Genomic DNA, 15,627 nt, shown 5'->3' on the forward strand with positions numbered 1-15,627 from the left:
GCTTAACGCTAAGCCGTCTCTTGTTGTTCCCGTTTCCCGCCTAATTTAAATACCAGAATCCCGCCAACAATGACAAGTACGCCGATCAGCTGATTCATGGTAAACGGAACCTTCTCTAACCCTAACCATCCCAAGGAGTCCCACAACAACGCAAAACCGAGCTGCGAGGTCATGACAATCGAAATGGCGAAGGTGGCACCCAGCAGCCTTGTCGCCTCCACCAGGCAAATCACCACGCCAACCCCAATCAACCCGCTAATCCAGTACCAAGGCTCCATGTTATGAAGGGAGAACGTCGCTTTGCCTTCTACAACAAGACTCATGCCAAACGAAGCGATGAAGCCCATGCCTAACACCAACGTCGTGGTAGACCAGGAGCCTGGGCCTGTTTTCTCATTCACTCTATTATTGAATATGTTCTGCAAACTAACCAATGATCCTGCGATTAGTGCCAATACCAAACCTGCTAACATGTTCCATCTCCTTACTTCATGTTTCATCCTCACCACGTCATTCTTCGTAGATGTTGCCTCCCGCTACACTCGTCAACGCTTCCCGATCTTTAATCAGAATGAACCCCTTGCGGCGCTCGATCAGCCCTTCTTGACTGAACTTCAGAATCACCCGGTTTAAATGCCGGTAGCTGGTGCCGAGCAGATTCGCGATATCCGTCAGATTGTAAGCAGCCGGGTCGTTGGCAGCGAACGTGCCTGACTCTTCGTCAGATACGGATAATAGATAGCTGGCCAGTCGCACCTCAACCGGATGCAGCAAATTAAAACTCATGAAATTGGATTTAATATAAAACTTCCGCGTAATGATCCGCAGCAAAAATTGCAGCAGCGGCGGATGCTCCTGTCCGTATTTGCGAAGCCATCGATAATGTACGCCGATCATATACACAGATGAGATGGCCTGTACCGTATTGATCAATGGATTGCCTTGAATGTATTCAATATCTCCGATCACCTCAAGCGGTGTTTTGAAAGATAGAACAAGCGCTTTGCCTTCTGCAGAGGTCGTGAAGATTTTAATCTTCCCTTGAACCAGGATATACAGCATCTCGGCCGGCTCGCCTTGCGTGCAGACGATGTCGCCCTGATCGAAGTGATATAACACCAGATATGGCATTAAATCATCGTGAAATACGGACTGGATCTGGTTGCTCAGCAAAAAATGCTGCATGAGCTCCGGATTATGAATTTCCTTCACGTTACTCCCCCCTTTCCCGAACATTTCAATGGATCGCTTGCTTCGATATCATAACTTGATTATCACGACACCGGCGATCATCATCCCAATCCCGATGAATTGAGGCAAGCTCATTCTCTTCTTCACCACGCCGAACCATCCGTTGCTGTCAATCAGGAACGTTAAGAATAACTGGGCAATCAATAATGCGGATATCGTTAAGGTGACACCGATATTCTGAATCGCTGTCACCTCACTGAATATAATGGGTGCCCCCAAGGCTCCCCCGATTAGATAGAGCGGCTTCACTTGGCCCAATCCTTGTCTGTTTCCGTCCCGGACGAACAGCAAAATGACCAAAGCCATAATAAATCCGGTCAACTGCGTAACGGTGGCGGCCTGCCAAGTGCCCATATCCTGGCTAATCCGGGCATTGGCCACCCCCTGCAGCGTAATGCAGGCACCGCCAATGAATGCAAATAAGATTCCTCTCACGATACATACTCCTTCTTCTATAGGTCTGTATACTATTAAAAGTGAATTCCCCAAACTCAGGAAAGGACATATGTCCTGAAATGAAGGGAATTCCAAATAAAGCGATGCCCAAAGACACGAATTTCATTATATACTATCGGTTGGCTTGGCATGTACCATACAAAAAAGCTGCCGGAATTTCCTTGGCAGCTTAACGGATTGTCACGATGCAGTGACTTAACCATATTCAGGATGCCCATGCTTTTTGCAGCCGAACCAATAACAAACGGTCAGCATGGAGGGACGATGATCCATGGTATAAAACCGTTTTAACCAAGATTGCATCTATGACTCTATGGTCATTTTGTTTTAGAATATAACTAGATTTCAATTTATTGACGTAACACCGACTGGAAGGAGCTCCTCTAACATGATGCCAGACAAACAAGAACAAGATCCCGATGAACAGGGCGGATTACAATTACAAGCGGATTGCGAACGCTGCTTTGGATTATGCTGCGTCGCTTTACCTTTCGCCGCCTCCACGGATTTTGCCATGGACAAAGACGGCGGAATCCCTTGTCACCATCTGCAATCCGATTTCCGCTGCGGTGTGCACAGCACCTTGAGGCAGCGAGGTATGAGAGGCTGCACTGTATACGACTGCTTCGGAGCAGGTCAAATGGTTTCACAGGTTACCTATAACGGACGCGACTGGCGGCAGGCCCCTGGGACGGCAAAAGAAATGTATGACGTATTCCCGATCATGCGGCAGCTTCACGAGCTGCTATGGTATTTGAACGAAGCCCTGACTTTGCAACCGGCTCAAGTCATTCATACCGACTTGAGATTGTCGCTGGAAGAGACGAGACAAATGACTCAGCTTCCTCCCGAATCCTTGTTAAGGCTGGATGTTGCAGCTCATCGGGCAGACGTGAATCAGCTGCTTCTTCGGACCAGTGAGCTTGTGCGGGATGATGCGCGCAAGAAGCATAATGGGCCACCTGTGCGTCAAAAGATCGGGGGGCGCGGTGCTGACCTGATCGGAGCAAAACTTAAAGGAGCAGACCTAAGATACGCCAATCTGAGAGGAGCTTATCTTATTGCCGCGGACCTCAGAGGAGCCGATATGCGGGCTGCCGATCTGATCGGAGCCGATTTCAGGGACGCAGACCTGAGGGGAGCCAATCTAGCGACCAGCCTCTTCCTTACTCAATTCCAGGTTAACGCAGCAAAAGGAGACGCCAATACCAAACTGCCTCCATCCTTATCCCGACCGGACCATTGGACGCGTTAACGCTTAATATAGGGTAGAAAAGAGATGATTTACGATAAAACCAAAAAGCCGGCAGCTAACTTGGAGCCGGCTTTTTCGTGTTTGGCGGAATCGCCTAACTCAACGCTTTTATACCCTTCAGTTATGGAATCGTATTTTATTTTCAGATCGGCTTCTTCCATGAATCCTTCAGAGGAACGATGCGGTTAAACACCAATTTGTGCTCAGTTGTATACTTGGAATCCAGGCAGAAATAGCCGTGTCTGATGAATTGGTACGTTCGGTTCATCGTCGCCTCCTGCATGGAAGGCTCCAATATAGCGTTTTCGATGCGCATCAACGATGCCGGATTCATTAGCTCCTCCCATACGTTGTCCGATTCAGATAACTCGGCCGATTCCTTCAGCAGCTTATCATACAAGTGTAGCTCCGCCGGAATCCCGTGCTTCGCAGACACCCAATGCAGCGTTGCTTTCACTTTCCTCTCATTAAATCCGCTCCCGCTCTTCGTTAATGGATCATACGTGCAGTGGATCTCCATGATGTCTCCCGTGGCTGGATCTTTCACAACATGTTCGCACTTGATGAAGTAGGCTCCTTTCAAACGCACTTCCTTGCCAGGAGATAACCGGTGAAATCCAGAAACGGGCTCCTCCATAAAGTCCTCTTGCTCGATGTACAGCTCCCGTGAAAAAGGAACCTCCCGCTCACCCAATGTTTCATCATTTTCATGATTCGGTATGGCAAGCATCTCGGTGCAATTTTCTAAAAGATTCGTGATGATCACCTTCAGCGGCTGCATGACGGCCATCGCGTTATAACACCGCTCCTTCAAGTCTTGACGGATATAATGATCGAGCATGCCCGAGTCCACCAGGCTGTTGCCGCGAAACACCCCGAGTTCGCCCAGAAAACGCCGAATGCCCTCAGGTGTCACGCCTCGCCGACGTAATCCTTTCAACGTAGGCAGTCTGGGGTCATCCCATCCGTCGACAAAGCCACCCTCCACCAATTCCCTCAGGTATCGTTTGCTAGTTACATATCCCGAGATATTCAATCTTCCGAATTCACGCTGCTTCGGCGGCTCGGTCACTTCCAGCTCCGCAAGCACCCACTCGTATAACGGTCGATGATCTTTAAATTCCGCTGAGCATAGCGAATGGGTAATCCCTTCGATCCAGTCCTGGATCGGGTGGGCGAAATCATACATCGGATATACACACCACGTTGTTCCGGTCCGGTAATGCTCTGCATGAATGATACGATACAGCACGGGATCTCTCAGGTTCATGTTGGGGGACGACATATCGATTTTGGCTCGAAGTACTTTTTCCGACGTATGGAATGCTCCTGCGATCATTTGCTCAAATAATGCCATATTCTCCTCAATGCTGCGCTCCCGAAACGGGCTGTTGATGCCGGCTTCGGTCAGCGTTCCACGGTATTCCGTCATTTGTTCGGGCGAGAGATCGCAGACATAAGCCTTCCCTTTGGCAATGAGTTTCTTGGCCGCTTCAGCGATTTGTTCCGCATAATCCGACCCGAAATAAACGTTCGGCTTAAGTCCAAGCCACTCGATATCTTCCTGAATCGCATGCACATATTTGATATCTTCTTTCAATGGATTCGTATCGTCGAACCGAAGATTGAATGTTCCATGAAACCGGCTGGCGATGGAATGATTGATGTATATCGCATAGGCGCTGCCGATGTGCAGATAGCCGTTGGGCTCCGGCGGAAATCGCGTAGTCACCGGCCTGTTATAAACGCTGTTCTCTACATCCTCCTTGATCACCTTGGTCAAGAAATCCACCGTTTCTTCTCCTTCGTTTTTGTCGTCGCTCATACCTGACTCCTCCTTACGTTGTTTGATCTGCCGTAATTCCATGAAAAACAAAAAAATCCCGTCTCCAAGACATAAGTCTTGGGGACGAGATTGGTTTCGCGGTGCCACCCCTATTCGCCGATATCTCACAATACCGGCCTTATCAGGTACGGCCATCACGCGATCGCTTATACCCTAGCTCTGTAACAGGAGCTCCTGTCGCACCATCCCTTATCCATAAGTTCCGATGCGCCGCTCAGAGGCTTGGTTCGATAAATGGCTTCCCACTCCTTTTCAGCTTACCGGAGCTCTCTGTAGGGATCCCTGTTCATCTACTCTTCTCTTCATGGCGTTTACAATTTGAACCATAGTATCATCTAACTATAAAAAAGTAAACCATGAACTTTTGCTAAAATGAAACGCCTGAACAAGCGTTCCGTCAGTTTAGTTCGGCAGCAGCTTCACCGTAGCCTGCTTGCCGCTGACTTGTATGCCCGTCTCCTTCTTGCCAACCTCAGCCAGATCTTGCACGAGTCGCTCCAGCAGTTTGCGGGCGGCCACGCCCTCCTTGCCTTGAATGCGGATAACGGGCTGGACGGCTTTGCCCGCTGCCAGCAGCTTATGCATTTGCGACAGCTTGGTGTCATAATCATGCTCTTCGATATGTACAGACAAGCGGAATTCCTTTACTTTCATCGGACCAGATGGAGCTTGTTGGCCCTTCTTCTCTTTTACGGCCTCCTGCTTCGCCTGACCCCGGCTTACGAGTTTGCATGGCGGGGGACTGCTAAATAACGAGGTACACACCAAATCGGCTTTGTGACTTTTCGCCAGCGCAAGCGCCTCATCCCTGGAAACGATCCCCAGATCCTCGCCGTTTATGCCGGTCAGCTCAACTTCGCGCGCTTTTATCTTTTCATTCATCATTAGCATGGATAGATCCTCCTATCAAAAGTCACGTAGATATTCGTTCATTTCATTTCTTTTCCTCTACGTTCACATCAATGCGCATGAACCGAACAGAATGCGTTCTGTATTCCTGCTCTTCCGTGATTTCCAGGCAGTTAAGCTGTTTACCGTACACGCACGCTCCATCGATACCGATTTTGTCCCCTTCGTCACAAAACCATATCCCCTCCGAATCATGCAAGTTCATGGCTGGCGTATGCCCGAACACCACCGTTTTGTCGATGCCTGTAGGATAATTGAAGAATGGTTCCCGTATCCAGATGAAATCATGCTGAGGCTGCAACTTCCAGTCTTCAACACCCGGATTGATCCCTGCATGCACGAATATGTGAGTATCTGTTTCATAGAAGAGTGCCAGCGTATCAAGAAAGGATAGATGATGCTCATACTCCTTCTTAATATAGGCTTTACCTTCGTTATATCTGGCGTGATCCATTTCACCCTCAAAAAAATCGGCGCCGCAGTAGCTTTCAATCGTGTATCGAGCTCCATTGCGAATCCAGAGCGAGTTCGCTTCATCCGTATCAAGCAAAATGGCGTCCAGCATCATCTGGTCATGATTTCCGCGAAGAGTGATGGCACCATCATCCCGCAGTTTCATCACTTGTTCAATGACTTCCCTGCTTTTGAATCCGCGATCCACGTAATCCCCAAGCAAGATCAGCTTGTCCTTAGCGGGATTGTACTGCACATCATACAGTAACTGATTGAACTCATCGCAGCAGCCATGAATGTCGCTAATCGCTAGTATTCGAATCGTAGTGTCCTCCCTACCCTAATCATAATACCTCTCTGTTCTCCAGCAGATTCTTCAGGCTGATTAGCCATTTTGATGGACCCATACCTGCAACCAAAGCATGGAAACCAGCAAGCTCTTCAACCGATGTTACTCCTTGTCACTTTATAATTTTAGGACATCCAAATCCGAGCTGCATTGCTATTTAGGTATAATAGCATATTCTCCTTTATTTCAACATCACTTGAACACGGAGCAACCCCTTGTGGGGAACGAGCACCCTTTCGCAGGGAGAACCTCCGCTTATAGCGAAAAATACTCGCGTATACAGTCCAAACGGTAAAGTGATGGAATGATTAGAGAAAATTCAATTCAATTCTATTCGCACACATACAATCGAGCTAAAAAAACCGTGTGTTCGGCCATAGAGGGAATGGTTGAACGCACGGTTTTTCTCTTTACAGCCTATTATATAAAACTATATTTAGCCATCACGTCTCCCCAAGGGGCAATCCCGGCTTCTTTAAACCCGATTTGGGAATATAGCCTTTTTGCATGCTCATTCTCGGATTTATAACAGAGCATAACATCGTCTGTTGTATCCGGCGAGTTTCGAATCTCCTCGAGAACCAGACGAATCGCAGGTTTGGCATAATGCAGTCCCTGAAACTTGCCGTCGATCATAAACCGGTAGATCCAGTAGTTATCATCGTGCGGGTGCAGGCCATACATCGCAAAACCGATCATCTCTTCATCATGGTAGATCGCACGCGTTTCGAAGCCCTCCATGAATTGAGCTTCCGCTATCGAGTATAGATTGGGGGCAATCCACTTCTCCTGTTCAGGTCTCGGTTTAAGACGGATGCAATCCTCCCAATTGTCCTTATCTATGGCATGAAGTGTTATCAAATGCAAGACTCCTTCATATATGGTGTATGCCTTTATCCTAATCCAATGCCGACCATTTTTCACGGTATTAAATATGTAAATTCAAATAAGACGCTGCACGTTGCTTAGATTTAGAGCAAGATAATGAACGATTATAAGTATTTATTACATATTCCGATCAGCTCTCAATGGATAAACTAGAAGTAACTTTTATTTCACACGGAGGCGATATACATGCGGCAATTGAACCATAACTTCCAACGGAAAGGACAACTAACTATGAAACGAATGAGGGTTATGATATATGAGGAACATATTGAATATTGGAGTTTTAGCCCATGTTGATGCCGGTAAAACCACACTAACGGAGCAAATCCTGTTCAGATCCGGCATTATTGATCAAGCGGGCTCCGTTGACCAAGGCAATACCATCACGGATTCGCTGGAGATTGAGCGAAGACGGGGCATCACGATAAAATCCGCTGCGGTATCGTTTATGCTGGGCGATCTAAAAATCAATCTGATCGATACGCCGGGACATGCCGATTTCATCTCGGAGGTCGAGCATTCACTAAGTGTGCTGGATGGCGTCATTCTGGTGATTTCCGCGGTTGAGGGCGTACAGGCCCAGACGCGGGTGCTCATGCAGACGCTGAAAGAACAACGGATTCCCACCCTTCTATTCATGAACAAGATCGATCGAATGGGCGCAAATTACCACAATGTCTATACCATGATACGGAATCTGCTGGATGAACATATTTGCGAGATGAGCTCTGTAACTCATGAGGGCAGCGCAACCGTTCGGGTAGACATGGCCGATCCCCATAACGCCGGGTGGGTCGAAATGTTGGCACTGTCCAATGACGATCTGCTGAACGACTATGCCCAGGATATTCCCATATCACGCGAGCGGCTGCGAGAGGAGTTACGCAGGCAAACCCAGCAAGGTAAAGCTTACCCTCTATTCGCAGGATCAGCAGCCAAAGGGATCGGCATCGAGCCGCTGCTTCATGCGCTTAACGAATATTTCCCTGTTAATAACGCCTCGGAGCTTCAGCATGAATCGTTATCCGGCCTGGTGTTCAAAGTGATCAAACTCCCGAACGGCGACCGGAACGTATACCTCCGGCTGTTCGCTGGCAGCATCCAGGCGCGAGACGAGATTACGGTGATAACGCAGAATGGCAACACCACCATGTTCAAGGTAAAACACCTCCATGCTCTGCACCATGGCAAATCCATGCCGGTGAATCAGATCGATGCCGGAGACATTGCGATTCTCATGACCGATGAACTCAAGGTGGGCGACGTCATCGGTGCTGTTTCCGACAGGATGAAGAGGGTCCACTTTCAGAAGCCGCCGATTCAAGTCCAGGTCTCGGCCAAGAATCCCGCGGAGGAGCATCAACTACACACAGCCTTAAGCGATCTCACCGAAGAGGATCCATTCCTGCAATATATCCAGGATATGAAAACCAAAGAAAACATCATCCACGTATTCGGTAAAGTTCAGCAGGAAATTTTGCTGGAAACGATCCAGCAGCAATACGGCATCGAAGCTGTATTTTCAGCTCCGCGGGTCATTTGTATCGAGAAGCCGGTTGCGACCGGAGAGGCTGTTGAATTTATTGGCGAGTGTCCATTTTATGCAACGGTTGGCTTACGGGTTGAGCCTGGCGAGAGAGGAACCGGAACTCAGTATCGTCTAGAAGTGGAACTGGGCTCCCTCCCCTTATCCTTTCAGAAAGCGATCAAAGATACGGTGATCGAGGTGCTGCAGGAAGGGTTGTATGGATGGACCGTGACCGATATTATCGTGACACTGACGCATACCGGTTACGCAAGTCCGGTGTCGACGGCAAAGGATTTTCGCAGCCTGACCCCGCTCGTCCTCATGTCGGCGCTCAACAAAGCCGGAACGGAAGTCTTCGAGCCTATCAATGTCATCCAATTCATTCTGCCGGAAACCAGTTTAAGCAAAGTGTTGTCCAAGTTGGCGGCACTGGAAGGGACCTATCAGGAACCGACATTCCACAACAATGCCGTACACGTACATGGTACCATCCCCGTGCGGACAACCGACTTGCTGAAAGCCGAAGTCCATTCCCTGACAAGCGGCGAAGGCATGCTCTCCGTAAAACCAGGTGGCTACGTGAAGGTGCAAGCCACCGTCCCTGTGAATAAACGGCGGCAAGTCAACCCGCTGAACCGCGGTGAATATATGCTTTACTTGAACAAGATCATGTAAAGCACGTACGAGTCAATCATAGCGGTGTCGAGAGATGATCTCGACCGCTATTTTTTTGTTCGATCTGTTTTCCTGCTAAAGTATAGTCTCTGGCATTCAATGCTTCCGAACTGGAGGCATATACCGGGGATAAGGGCTGTAAAGCCGTTATCATGTGGTTGTTTACAGTGAAAGCAATTAAAGACTACCGACTGCCATGACCTCTACGAAGCAGCTTGGGATATTGCAATGACGCATGTTTAACAACACCGCAATGGGCGCAAGCCGTAAGCGTAGGGTCCAGCCGTTCAAGAATCTTCCCGCTCCGTAATGACTCTTCCATGTCAGGCGTGAATTTCGCAATGGGTCTACGGAGTTTGCCGAAGAATGCAGTGAACAGATCGCCTGCGAGAAGAATTTGGTCGTCAGGATGATAGAATACCACGTGCCCCGGACTATGTCCCGGTGTATGATAAGGAATTAACCCGCCATACGTATGGTCCAAATCCAGGGATTGGATTGGATTAGAGGGGATTCCAGATATCCGGTCCGCTTCTAATGGGTGTACTACAATCGGAACCTGCAAGGTCCGAGTCAGGTTCGGCAGCATCCCCACATGGTCCCCATGACTGTGCGTAAGCAGCACCCGTACTAAGGGCTTATTCTTGAAGCGGACGTTTAACGCTTGATACAACGAATTCCACATGGACGGTATCCCTGCGTCAACCAGCGTTAATCCGTCCCGATCTTCAACGATCCATACCATGACAGGCAATGGCCAATATACATATCCGCCCCACACGTGACGTGTCAGCTGCTTCCATCGCAATCCAACCATCTCCTTACAAAAGTTATAATACGCGCGCGCACTTTTATATACCAATTGGTATATAATGAACAAAAATAATTATCTCAATACACCCAAAGTAACTTCTATACTGTGTTTCAAAACAACCGGGGCCGGTTCTATCTTTATGACCACGAAAAGTCCAACCAATGCCAGCATTAGAAAGTGTGCCATGGAATGAACGTCAATGGTCTGCGCAATGTCTCCCGCTTCCTTTCCTTCGGTCAACGCGTTTGCCAGAAACTGTGATACCTTGTCCTGATACTCCCGGCCTTTTAACGCGATTTGCTCATCATGTGCGGCAAGCTCCGTCATTGTGTTTACGAACAAACAGCCGCACTTTATTCCACGGTCATCGCCCGATTCAACAATATCTCGAAATAATGCCTCAATTCCCTTGTACCCCGATCCATTAGCAGCAAGAATAGACTCGAGTTTCCGAAGAAACTGGTCCATATAAATGTCCAGTACCTTCATAAATAACGCACGTTTATCTCCAAAAGCCATGTACAGGCTGGGCCGGCTAATCTCCATCTTGGTCGTTAAATCTGTAATGGAGGTCGCTTCGTAACCCTTTTCCCAAAATAATTCCAACGCATTGTTCAACGCTTTCTGCATATCGAATTCCCGCGGACGCGCCAACCACTCTCACCTCAGTTATGTACCAATTAGTATATAACTGATCTTACTCTCCTTGGATATTAATGTCAAGCGCCATGCTAATACTATCATCCACCCCGTATTTCAGTTTCATATGCCAAGACCCTAGCCTCGAACTATCTTTCTTAGTCCAGTGCAACTCTTTTTGCCCCTTGTCACTTATTAAGTGATAGGAAAAAACGTTGCTCTAGACCCACCCCTTCTCTGCTTGGTAATATAGTCAGGTACTATTTTTTGGGGCGTGCGGAAGGAGTCGGCTAGATTTGGAACAACAACGTTATCATGATTTAAAATTGGGTGAAAAAGGTGCCATCATCAGTATCATTGCTTATATCTGTTTATCTGCAATCAAATTATTGATAGGTTCCACCGCGAACTCCGAGGCTCTGAGGGCGGACGGATTAAATAATGCTACCGATATCGTGGCATCCATTGCTGTATTGATCGGACTGCGTTTATCGCAAAAACCTGCGGATCGAGATCATCCTTACGGTCACTGGAAAGCGGAAACGGTAGCCTCCTTGATCGCCTCTTTTATTATGATGGCCGTTGGGATCCAAGTCCTGTTCGGGGCCGTTTCTTCTATGTTTGAAGGCAACCATGAATCGCCTGATCTTCTATCCGCGTGGACCGGTATTGGCTGCGCCATCGTGATGTTCTTGGTCTACCGCTACAACAAGCGCCTGGCCACCAAAATAAACAGTCAAGCCGTTATGGCAGCGGCCAAGGACAACCTTTCGGATGCATGGGTCAGCATCGGTACGGTCGTTGGTATCATCGGCGCCCAATTTCATCTGCCATGGCTCGATCCGCTGACCGCCGTATTGGTAGGTTTCCTGATATGTAAAACCGCTTGGGATATATTCCGGGATGCCTCTCATCATTTAACCGATGGCTTCGATGAGAACATTGTCAGAAGCTATAAAGAAACGGTAAAGCAAGTGGTTGGCGTTAAGGGAGTCAAGGACATTCGGGCAAGGAATTACGGCAGCAATACAGTTGTCGACATCGTCATCCTGGTCAGGTCGAATCTGGATATCCGGGTCGCCCATGATATTTCAGACCAGGTGGAACATGAGTTAAAAGAAACACACGGCGTTTATGACGTACATGTTCATATAGAACCGAATTAATCCTTTAGAATTACCAAGTGTATAAACAACGAAGAAGGTCCGGCCACATTCTTATTGGCCGGACCTTTTTTTATTCCTCTCACGTATTGCTCCTGTATATGCTCTAGCAAATTACCTGGCTGACAACCTAAAGCTGTATCATTTATCAATGACTTCTAACGAACATATTCATTGGTATTAAGCTTCGCCATGGTAGCGGATGGTATTCCCGTTAATCTAAGTAAATCCTGCTCATAGGCGCAGCCCGCAGCATGGATACGCTGTAGGTACATCTTTTTTGAATCGAAAGAATAGATCAAGCCTTCCATCTCCTTGTGCACTGTAGTCGGAGAAAAAGTATAAACAAGAAATGGTATCGAGATCCCCCATGCAGACCACCAGGCACCAGCCCCGGAGCGATTGCCTTTATTCAAATTTATTATTTAATTTGTCTATTAGGTTAGTTACTTCCCTTGGTGTTTTAAGTATTATTATTTTTTTCTTTTTCATATTTTTTCAACTTTTCAAGTATTCCCGGTCTTTTATGTTTTCTAAAATTCCATACCCACTTCATGAATTCCCAATCTAATTGCTCCGGACAACCCTCATTCAAATCAGGTCTTGTTCTTCCATGGTATTTAATTCTTCGTTTAATGACCCTATACGTAGTTATCCATGGAGGTAAATCAAAGAAAATGATTGTATCTGCTCTAGAAATTCTAATATCTATTGTTCGATTATAATTTCCATCAATAATCCATTCATCATTTTGTATGAGTTCTCCTAGAAATTCATCCCATTCGTGATTAGGGGTTGCAATCCATCCAGGTTTCCAATAATACGCATCTAAATGATACAATGGTAACCCTAAGACTTCAGAGAGTTTACTTGAGAATGTAGACTTCCCTGATCCTCCAGATCCAATTATCATGATTCTCTTCATTTTGTTCTCCTGGTTATTAATGATTTATAGTTCTTCAATTGTTGCAATAATTCTCACTAACGCTCTTGTATCTGCGAACCTTCACCAACTTAAGTCGGGAGGGCTACTGATACGGTTAGTCGGCGAATGGTGGTCTTCCGCTTCTATGAAACTCCTCGTACCGCAATGGGCGTACGCCCGAAGAGTAGATACGTGGTTACCAGATGGCAGGACACCCTTAATTACTTTCTTGATATCTAAATCCATCTGAATATTCTTCCACTAGTTACTTTTATCCTGTTCCTATTTGCCCATTGCTTTAATTCTTCAATATTAATTTCCTCATTATTCTTAAATCTAAAATGAAAATCCATTGAAACTAATTTTCTTCCGTATAACTTGATACCGATACTCTGTACAAAATAACCTTCTATTATAATCTTTTCGATTTGTTGTACTGGTATTTCAGCTTGATTAAGCCTAATTGTATTTTTTGTAATTTCTAACTCATTATTTTTTCTTAATATCCTCTTCAATAGCATTACTACTCGGTATACATATTCTGTTTTATTTCCTTTCTCACTGGTTTTAGTTAACATTCTCGTGTTAGGATGCGTTAATGTTTTGTTATCTGATGCCCTCCCTTGAGACCAACTGAAGATAAATACGCCGTCTTTTTATAAGTAAGAAGCGATCCGACAAAAGGTGCCTTCAAGGTCGGTTGTCCAGCCTATGTGGTAAATCGAATAATCAAAGTCAAAATAATCTACGGGTATGTCACATTCTTCTTCCGTAGGAGAACAGATCAATTTTGCCGAAGGACCGCACGCCGTCAAATGTTGCTTTGCCTTTTCTAATTTGTTATTCTGATATATTTATACCCCATAAAAGGAGCGTAGCGACTGGGTCCGACAGACTTAGCGTCTCAAGGTTGTTCGCTTGAGTCCACCCTTTGCTTAATCCCCATTTCGAACCAAGGGCAAAGCCAGAGAGTAGATAGTTGAGGTATCTGCCCTCTACGATTACACTTTCCTAATCATAATCCCTTCTTCAAAATCCTCTATACCATTAATGCTTTATCCAAGTCCCTTCTGATTCTCTTAATCTATGAAACCATAAAATTGTGTCATCATCATGATAAGTTAAGATAAGTATAAATTCATAATCCGGAAAATCAATTTTCAGTTTAAAAGACCATATTTCTAATAGCTTCTTTGCAAACCGCAACCCTTCTAAAGGATGTTTTTTAAAGGTTTTTGATATATCTATCATATGAACATGGTTTTCACTTGCTTCAAACCCAGTTCGATCTCCAAACTGATGAATAATATGTTCAATATTAATTTTTATATTATCTTCAGTGTACTTCTTCATTAAAATGCAACCTTCTACCTCCACAAAGTCTGGCCACGCAACATCAATTAGTTCTGATTTATCAAGATATTTAGGACTATGCTCTTTGTTAAGAATTCCAATGATTTTTTTATTTGATATTTCCATCCTATCCGTCCTTAAAATTTATTACTGCTGATATTTCATCTAACATTCTTGTGTCCCTGACGTCGGTGCCCCTTAGTTAGCTCTTATCTTAGGGAAATCGATGTGTTTACATTAACTTCCATGATACTCCTCGAGAGACCGAGTGACGATAGCCACGAAGCTGGATCACGTTGTTATCCGATGAGCCCGACTCCTGCGTGTCGCTATCATTAATACTCATTTACGATTGTTTATCATACTTTTTGAATAATGATGTAATAATAATTTCTGCACATTCTTCTGGTGTATTCAAACTCGTGTCCACTGAGCAGCTATAACGAATGTTTTGTGACATTATTTTATTTTGCTCATCTGATTGTTCTTCTCTTCTATCACCACGCTCTATATTTCGCTTACGACAAAGATCTAGAGGACAGTATACCTCAACTATCTCCAAAGGGTACCCATTAAAAATCTCTTTGACTTTTTCATAATGTGGCTTTAACTCAGGCCTTTCAACAAGTATCCCATCGATTATTACATGCTTGCCACTATCCGAAAATAGCTTTGCTGTATGATACATTATAATTATTGCTTCACTTAAATACTTCCAGTAGTCTGTCTGCAGATGTTTATCACCGATCGTATTTTCAAAAAGATCATTGGCAACTACATAAAAAAATGGTTTCGAGTAAGATTGCATAGCTTCTACTATTGAAGTTTTACCTGAACTTGTAACGCCATTCAAAAATATAATTCTCCCTTTATCCAAATTTCTCAACTTCCTTTGCATGGGTTTAATGTACATTTACCTTTATACTTCATCAGCCTTATATATTTTTTCTTCGGTCTGTCGTATAACGTTCTAGAATCTACGACGCGACCCGGCCTTAGATAGTCTTATCTTAGCCCGGGTCGTGTGTTGTGAGAATATTCTTCCTCTTAAAATCGTCCAACAACCAAGGGGCGAAAACCCCGCAGCGCAGATGCATGGTTAAGTGATGTTACTGTCTTTCTT

At 45.7% G+C, this 15,627-nt stretch carries 16 protein-coding genes, 2 pseudogenes and 1 other annotated feature; of the genes and pseudogenes, 3 read left to right on the plus strand and 15 right to left on the minus strand.

Annotated elements, in window-relative coordinates; all coding sequences use genetic code 11:
- Window positions 1-8: 8 nt before the first annotated feature.
- From DP091_RS09515 to DP091_RS09525, 3 genes are read right to left on the minus strand one after another with little or no spacing between them, the layout of a single operon-like run.
- A complete protein-coding gene (locus DP091_RS09515) occupies window positions 9-473 on the minus strand; it encodes a DMT family transporter (RefSeq protein ID WP_113058107.1) in 465 nt (154 codons plus the stop codon).
- A 37-nt stretch (window positions 474-510) separates the two neighbouring features.
- Complete coding sequence (locus tag DP091_RS09520) at window positions 511-1,212, minus strand: Crp/Fnr family transcriptional regulator (protein ID WP_113058108.1); 702 nt, start codon at window positions 1,210-1,212, stop codon at window positions 511-513.
- A 48-nt stretch (window positions 1,213-1,260) separates the two neighbouring features.
- A complete protein-coding gene (locus DP091_RS09525; protein WP_113058109.1) occupies window positions 1,261-1,686 on the minus strand; it encodes a DMT family transporter in 426 nt (141 codons plus the stop codon).
- A 412-nt stretch (window positions 1,687-2,098) separates the two neighbouring features.
- Between DP091_RS09525 and DP091_RS09530 the strand changes: the two genes are divergently transcribed.
- The gene (locus tag DP091_RS09530) at window positions 2,099-2,962 is read left to right on the plus strand and encodes a pentapeptide repeat-containing protein (protein WP_113058142.1); all 864 of its coding nucleotides are present in this window, start codon (window positions 2,099-2,101) and stop codon (window positions 2,960-2,962) included.
- A gap of 142 nt (window positions 2,963-3,104) precedes the next feature.
- On the opposite strand, the gene DP091_RS09535 is transcribed toward DP091_RS09530, so the two are convergent.
- The 4 genes from DP091_RS09535 to DP091_RS09550 form a co-directional block, all read right to left on the minus strand.
- A complete protein-coding gene (locus tag DP091_RS09535; RefSeq protein ID WP_113058110.1) occupies window positions 3,105-4,787 on the minus strand; it encodes a glutamine--tRNA ligase/YqeY domain fusion protein in 1,683 nt (560 codons plus the stop codon).
- Between the two features lie 77 nt (window positions 4,788-4,864).
- Window positions 4,865-5,123: a binding site (T-box leader), on the minus strand.
- Window positions 5,124-5,210: 87 nt separating this feature from the next.
- Window positions 5,211-5,699, minus strand: coding sequence for a translation initiation factor IF-3 (infC, locus tag DP091_RS09540; RefSeq protein WP_113058111.1), 489 nt, complete (start codon window positions 5,697-5,699; stop codon window positions 5,211-5,213).
- A 43-nt stretch (window positions 5,700-5,742) separates the two neighbouring features.
- Entirely contained in the window at window positions 5,743-6,492 is a 750-nt protein-coding gene (locus tag DP091_RS09545) for a metallophosphoesterase family protein (RefSeq protein ID WP_113058112.1), read from the minus strand.
- Window positions 6,493-6,939: 447 nt separating this feature from the next.
- On the minus strand, window positions 6,940-7,380 hold the full coding sequence (locus DP091_RS09550) for a GNAT family N-acetyltransferase (protein WP_113058113.1): 441 nt from the start codon (window positions 7,378-7,380) through the stop codon (window positions 6,940-6,942).
- 295 nt (window positions 7,381-7,675) lie between these two features.
- Between DP091_RS09550 and DP091_RS09555 the strand changes: the two genes are divergently transcribed.
- Window positions 7,676-9,610 (plus strand): elongation factor G, encoded by a 1,935-nt coding sequence (locus DP091_RS09555; RefSeq protein ID WP_258394458.1) that lies wholly within the window; start codon window positions 7,676-7,678, stop codon window positions 9,608-9,610.
- A 184-nt stretch (window positions 9,611-9,794) separates the two neighbouring features.
- Here the strand turns inward: DP091_RS09555 and DP091_RS09560 are convergent, their stop codons facing one another.
- Together DP091_RS09560 and DP091_RS09565 are read right to left on the minus strand one after the other, a co-directional pair.
- A complete protein-coding gene (locus DP091_RS09560) occupies window positions 9,795-10,418 on the minus strand; it encodes an MBL fold metallo-hydrolase (RefSeq protein ID WP_113058115.1) in 624 nt (207 codons plus the stop codon).
- A gap of 78 nt (window positions 10,419-10,496) precedes the next feature.
- A complete protein-coding gene (locus DP091_RS09565; RefSeq protein ID WP_113058116.1) occupies window positions 10,497-11,078 on the minus strand; it encodes a TetR/AcrR family transcriptional regulator in 582 nt (193 codons plus the stop codon).
- 281 nt (window positions 11,079-11,359) lie between these two features.
- Between DP091_RS09565 and DP091_RS09570 the strand changes: the two genes are divergently transcribed.
- Window positions 11,360-12,229 (plus strand): cation diffusion facilitator family transporter, encoded by an 870-nt coding sequence (locus tag DP091_RS09570; protein WP_113058117.1) that lies wholly within the window; start codon window positions 11,360-11,362, stop codon window positions 12,227-12,229.
- Here the strand turns inward: DP091_RS09570 and DP091_RS31785 are convergent.
- From DP091_RS31785 to DP091_RS09600, 6 genes and pseudogenes are all read right to left on the minus strand, one after another.
- Window positions 12,226-12,501 (minus strand): annotated as a pseudogene (locus DP091_RS31785) (helix-turn-helix domain-containing protein). The gene DP091_RS09570 and the pseudogene DP091_RS31785 sit on opposite strands and share 4 nt — an antisense overlap.
- Before the next feature lie 188 nt (window positions 12,502-12,689).
- Window positions 12,690-13,151 (minus strand): DNA topology modulation protein, encoded by a 462-nt coding sequence (locus tag DP091_RS09580; protein WP_306438104.1) that lies wholly within the window; start codon window positions 13,149-13,151, stop codon window positions 12,690-12,692.
- A 236-nt stretch (window positions 13,152-13,387) separates the two neighbouring features.
- Window positions 13,388-13,729 carry a hypothetical protein gene (locus DP091_RS09585; RefSeq protein ID WP_181469766.1) on the minus strand — a complete coding sequence of 114 codons (342 nt, stop codon included), beginning with the start codon at window positions 13,727-13,729 and terminating at the stop codon, window positions 13,388-13,390.
- Window positions 13,730-13,810: 81 nt separating this feature from the next.
- A pseudogene (locus DP091_RS31790) lies at window positions 13,811-14,018 on the minus strand (class I SAM-dependent methyltransferase); the annotation flags it as partial.
- A gap of 180 nt (window positions 14,019-14,198) precedes the next feature.
- Window positions 14,199-14,630 (minus strand): hypothetical protein, encoded by a 432-nt coding sequence (locus tag DP091_RS09595; RefSeq protein WP_258394459.1) that lies wholly within the window; start codon window positions 14,628-14,630, stop codon window positions 14,199-14,201.
- Window positions 14,631-14,850: 220 nt separating this feature from the next.
- Entirely contained in the window at window positions 14,851-15,381 is a 531-nt protein-coding gene (locus tag DP091_RS09600) for a phosphotransferase-like protein (protein ID WP_113058119.1), read from the minus strand.
- Window positions 15,382-15,627 lie beyond the last annotated feature (246 nt).

This window comes from Paenibacillus sp. MDMC362 (assembly GCF_003269305.1).
Taxonomy (GTDB): Bacteria; Bacillota; Bacilli; order Paenibacillales; family Paenibacillaceae; genus Paenibacillus_AQ.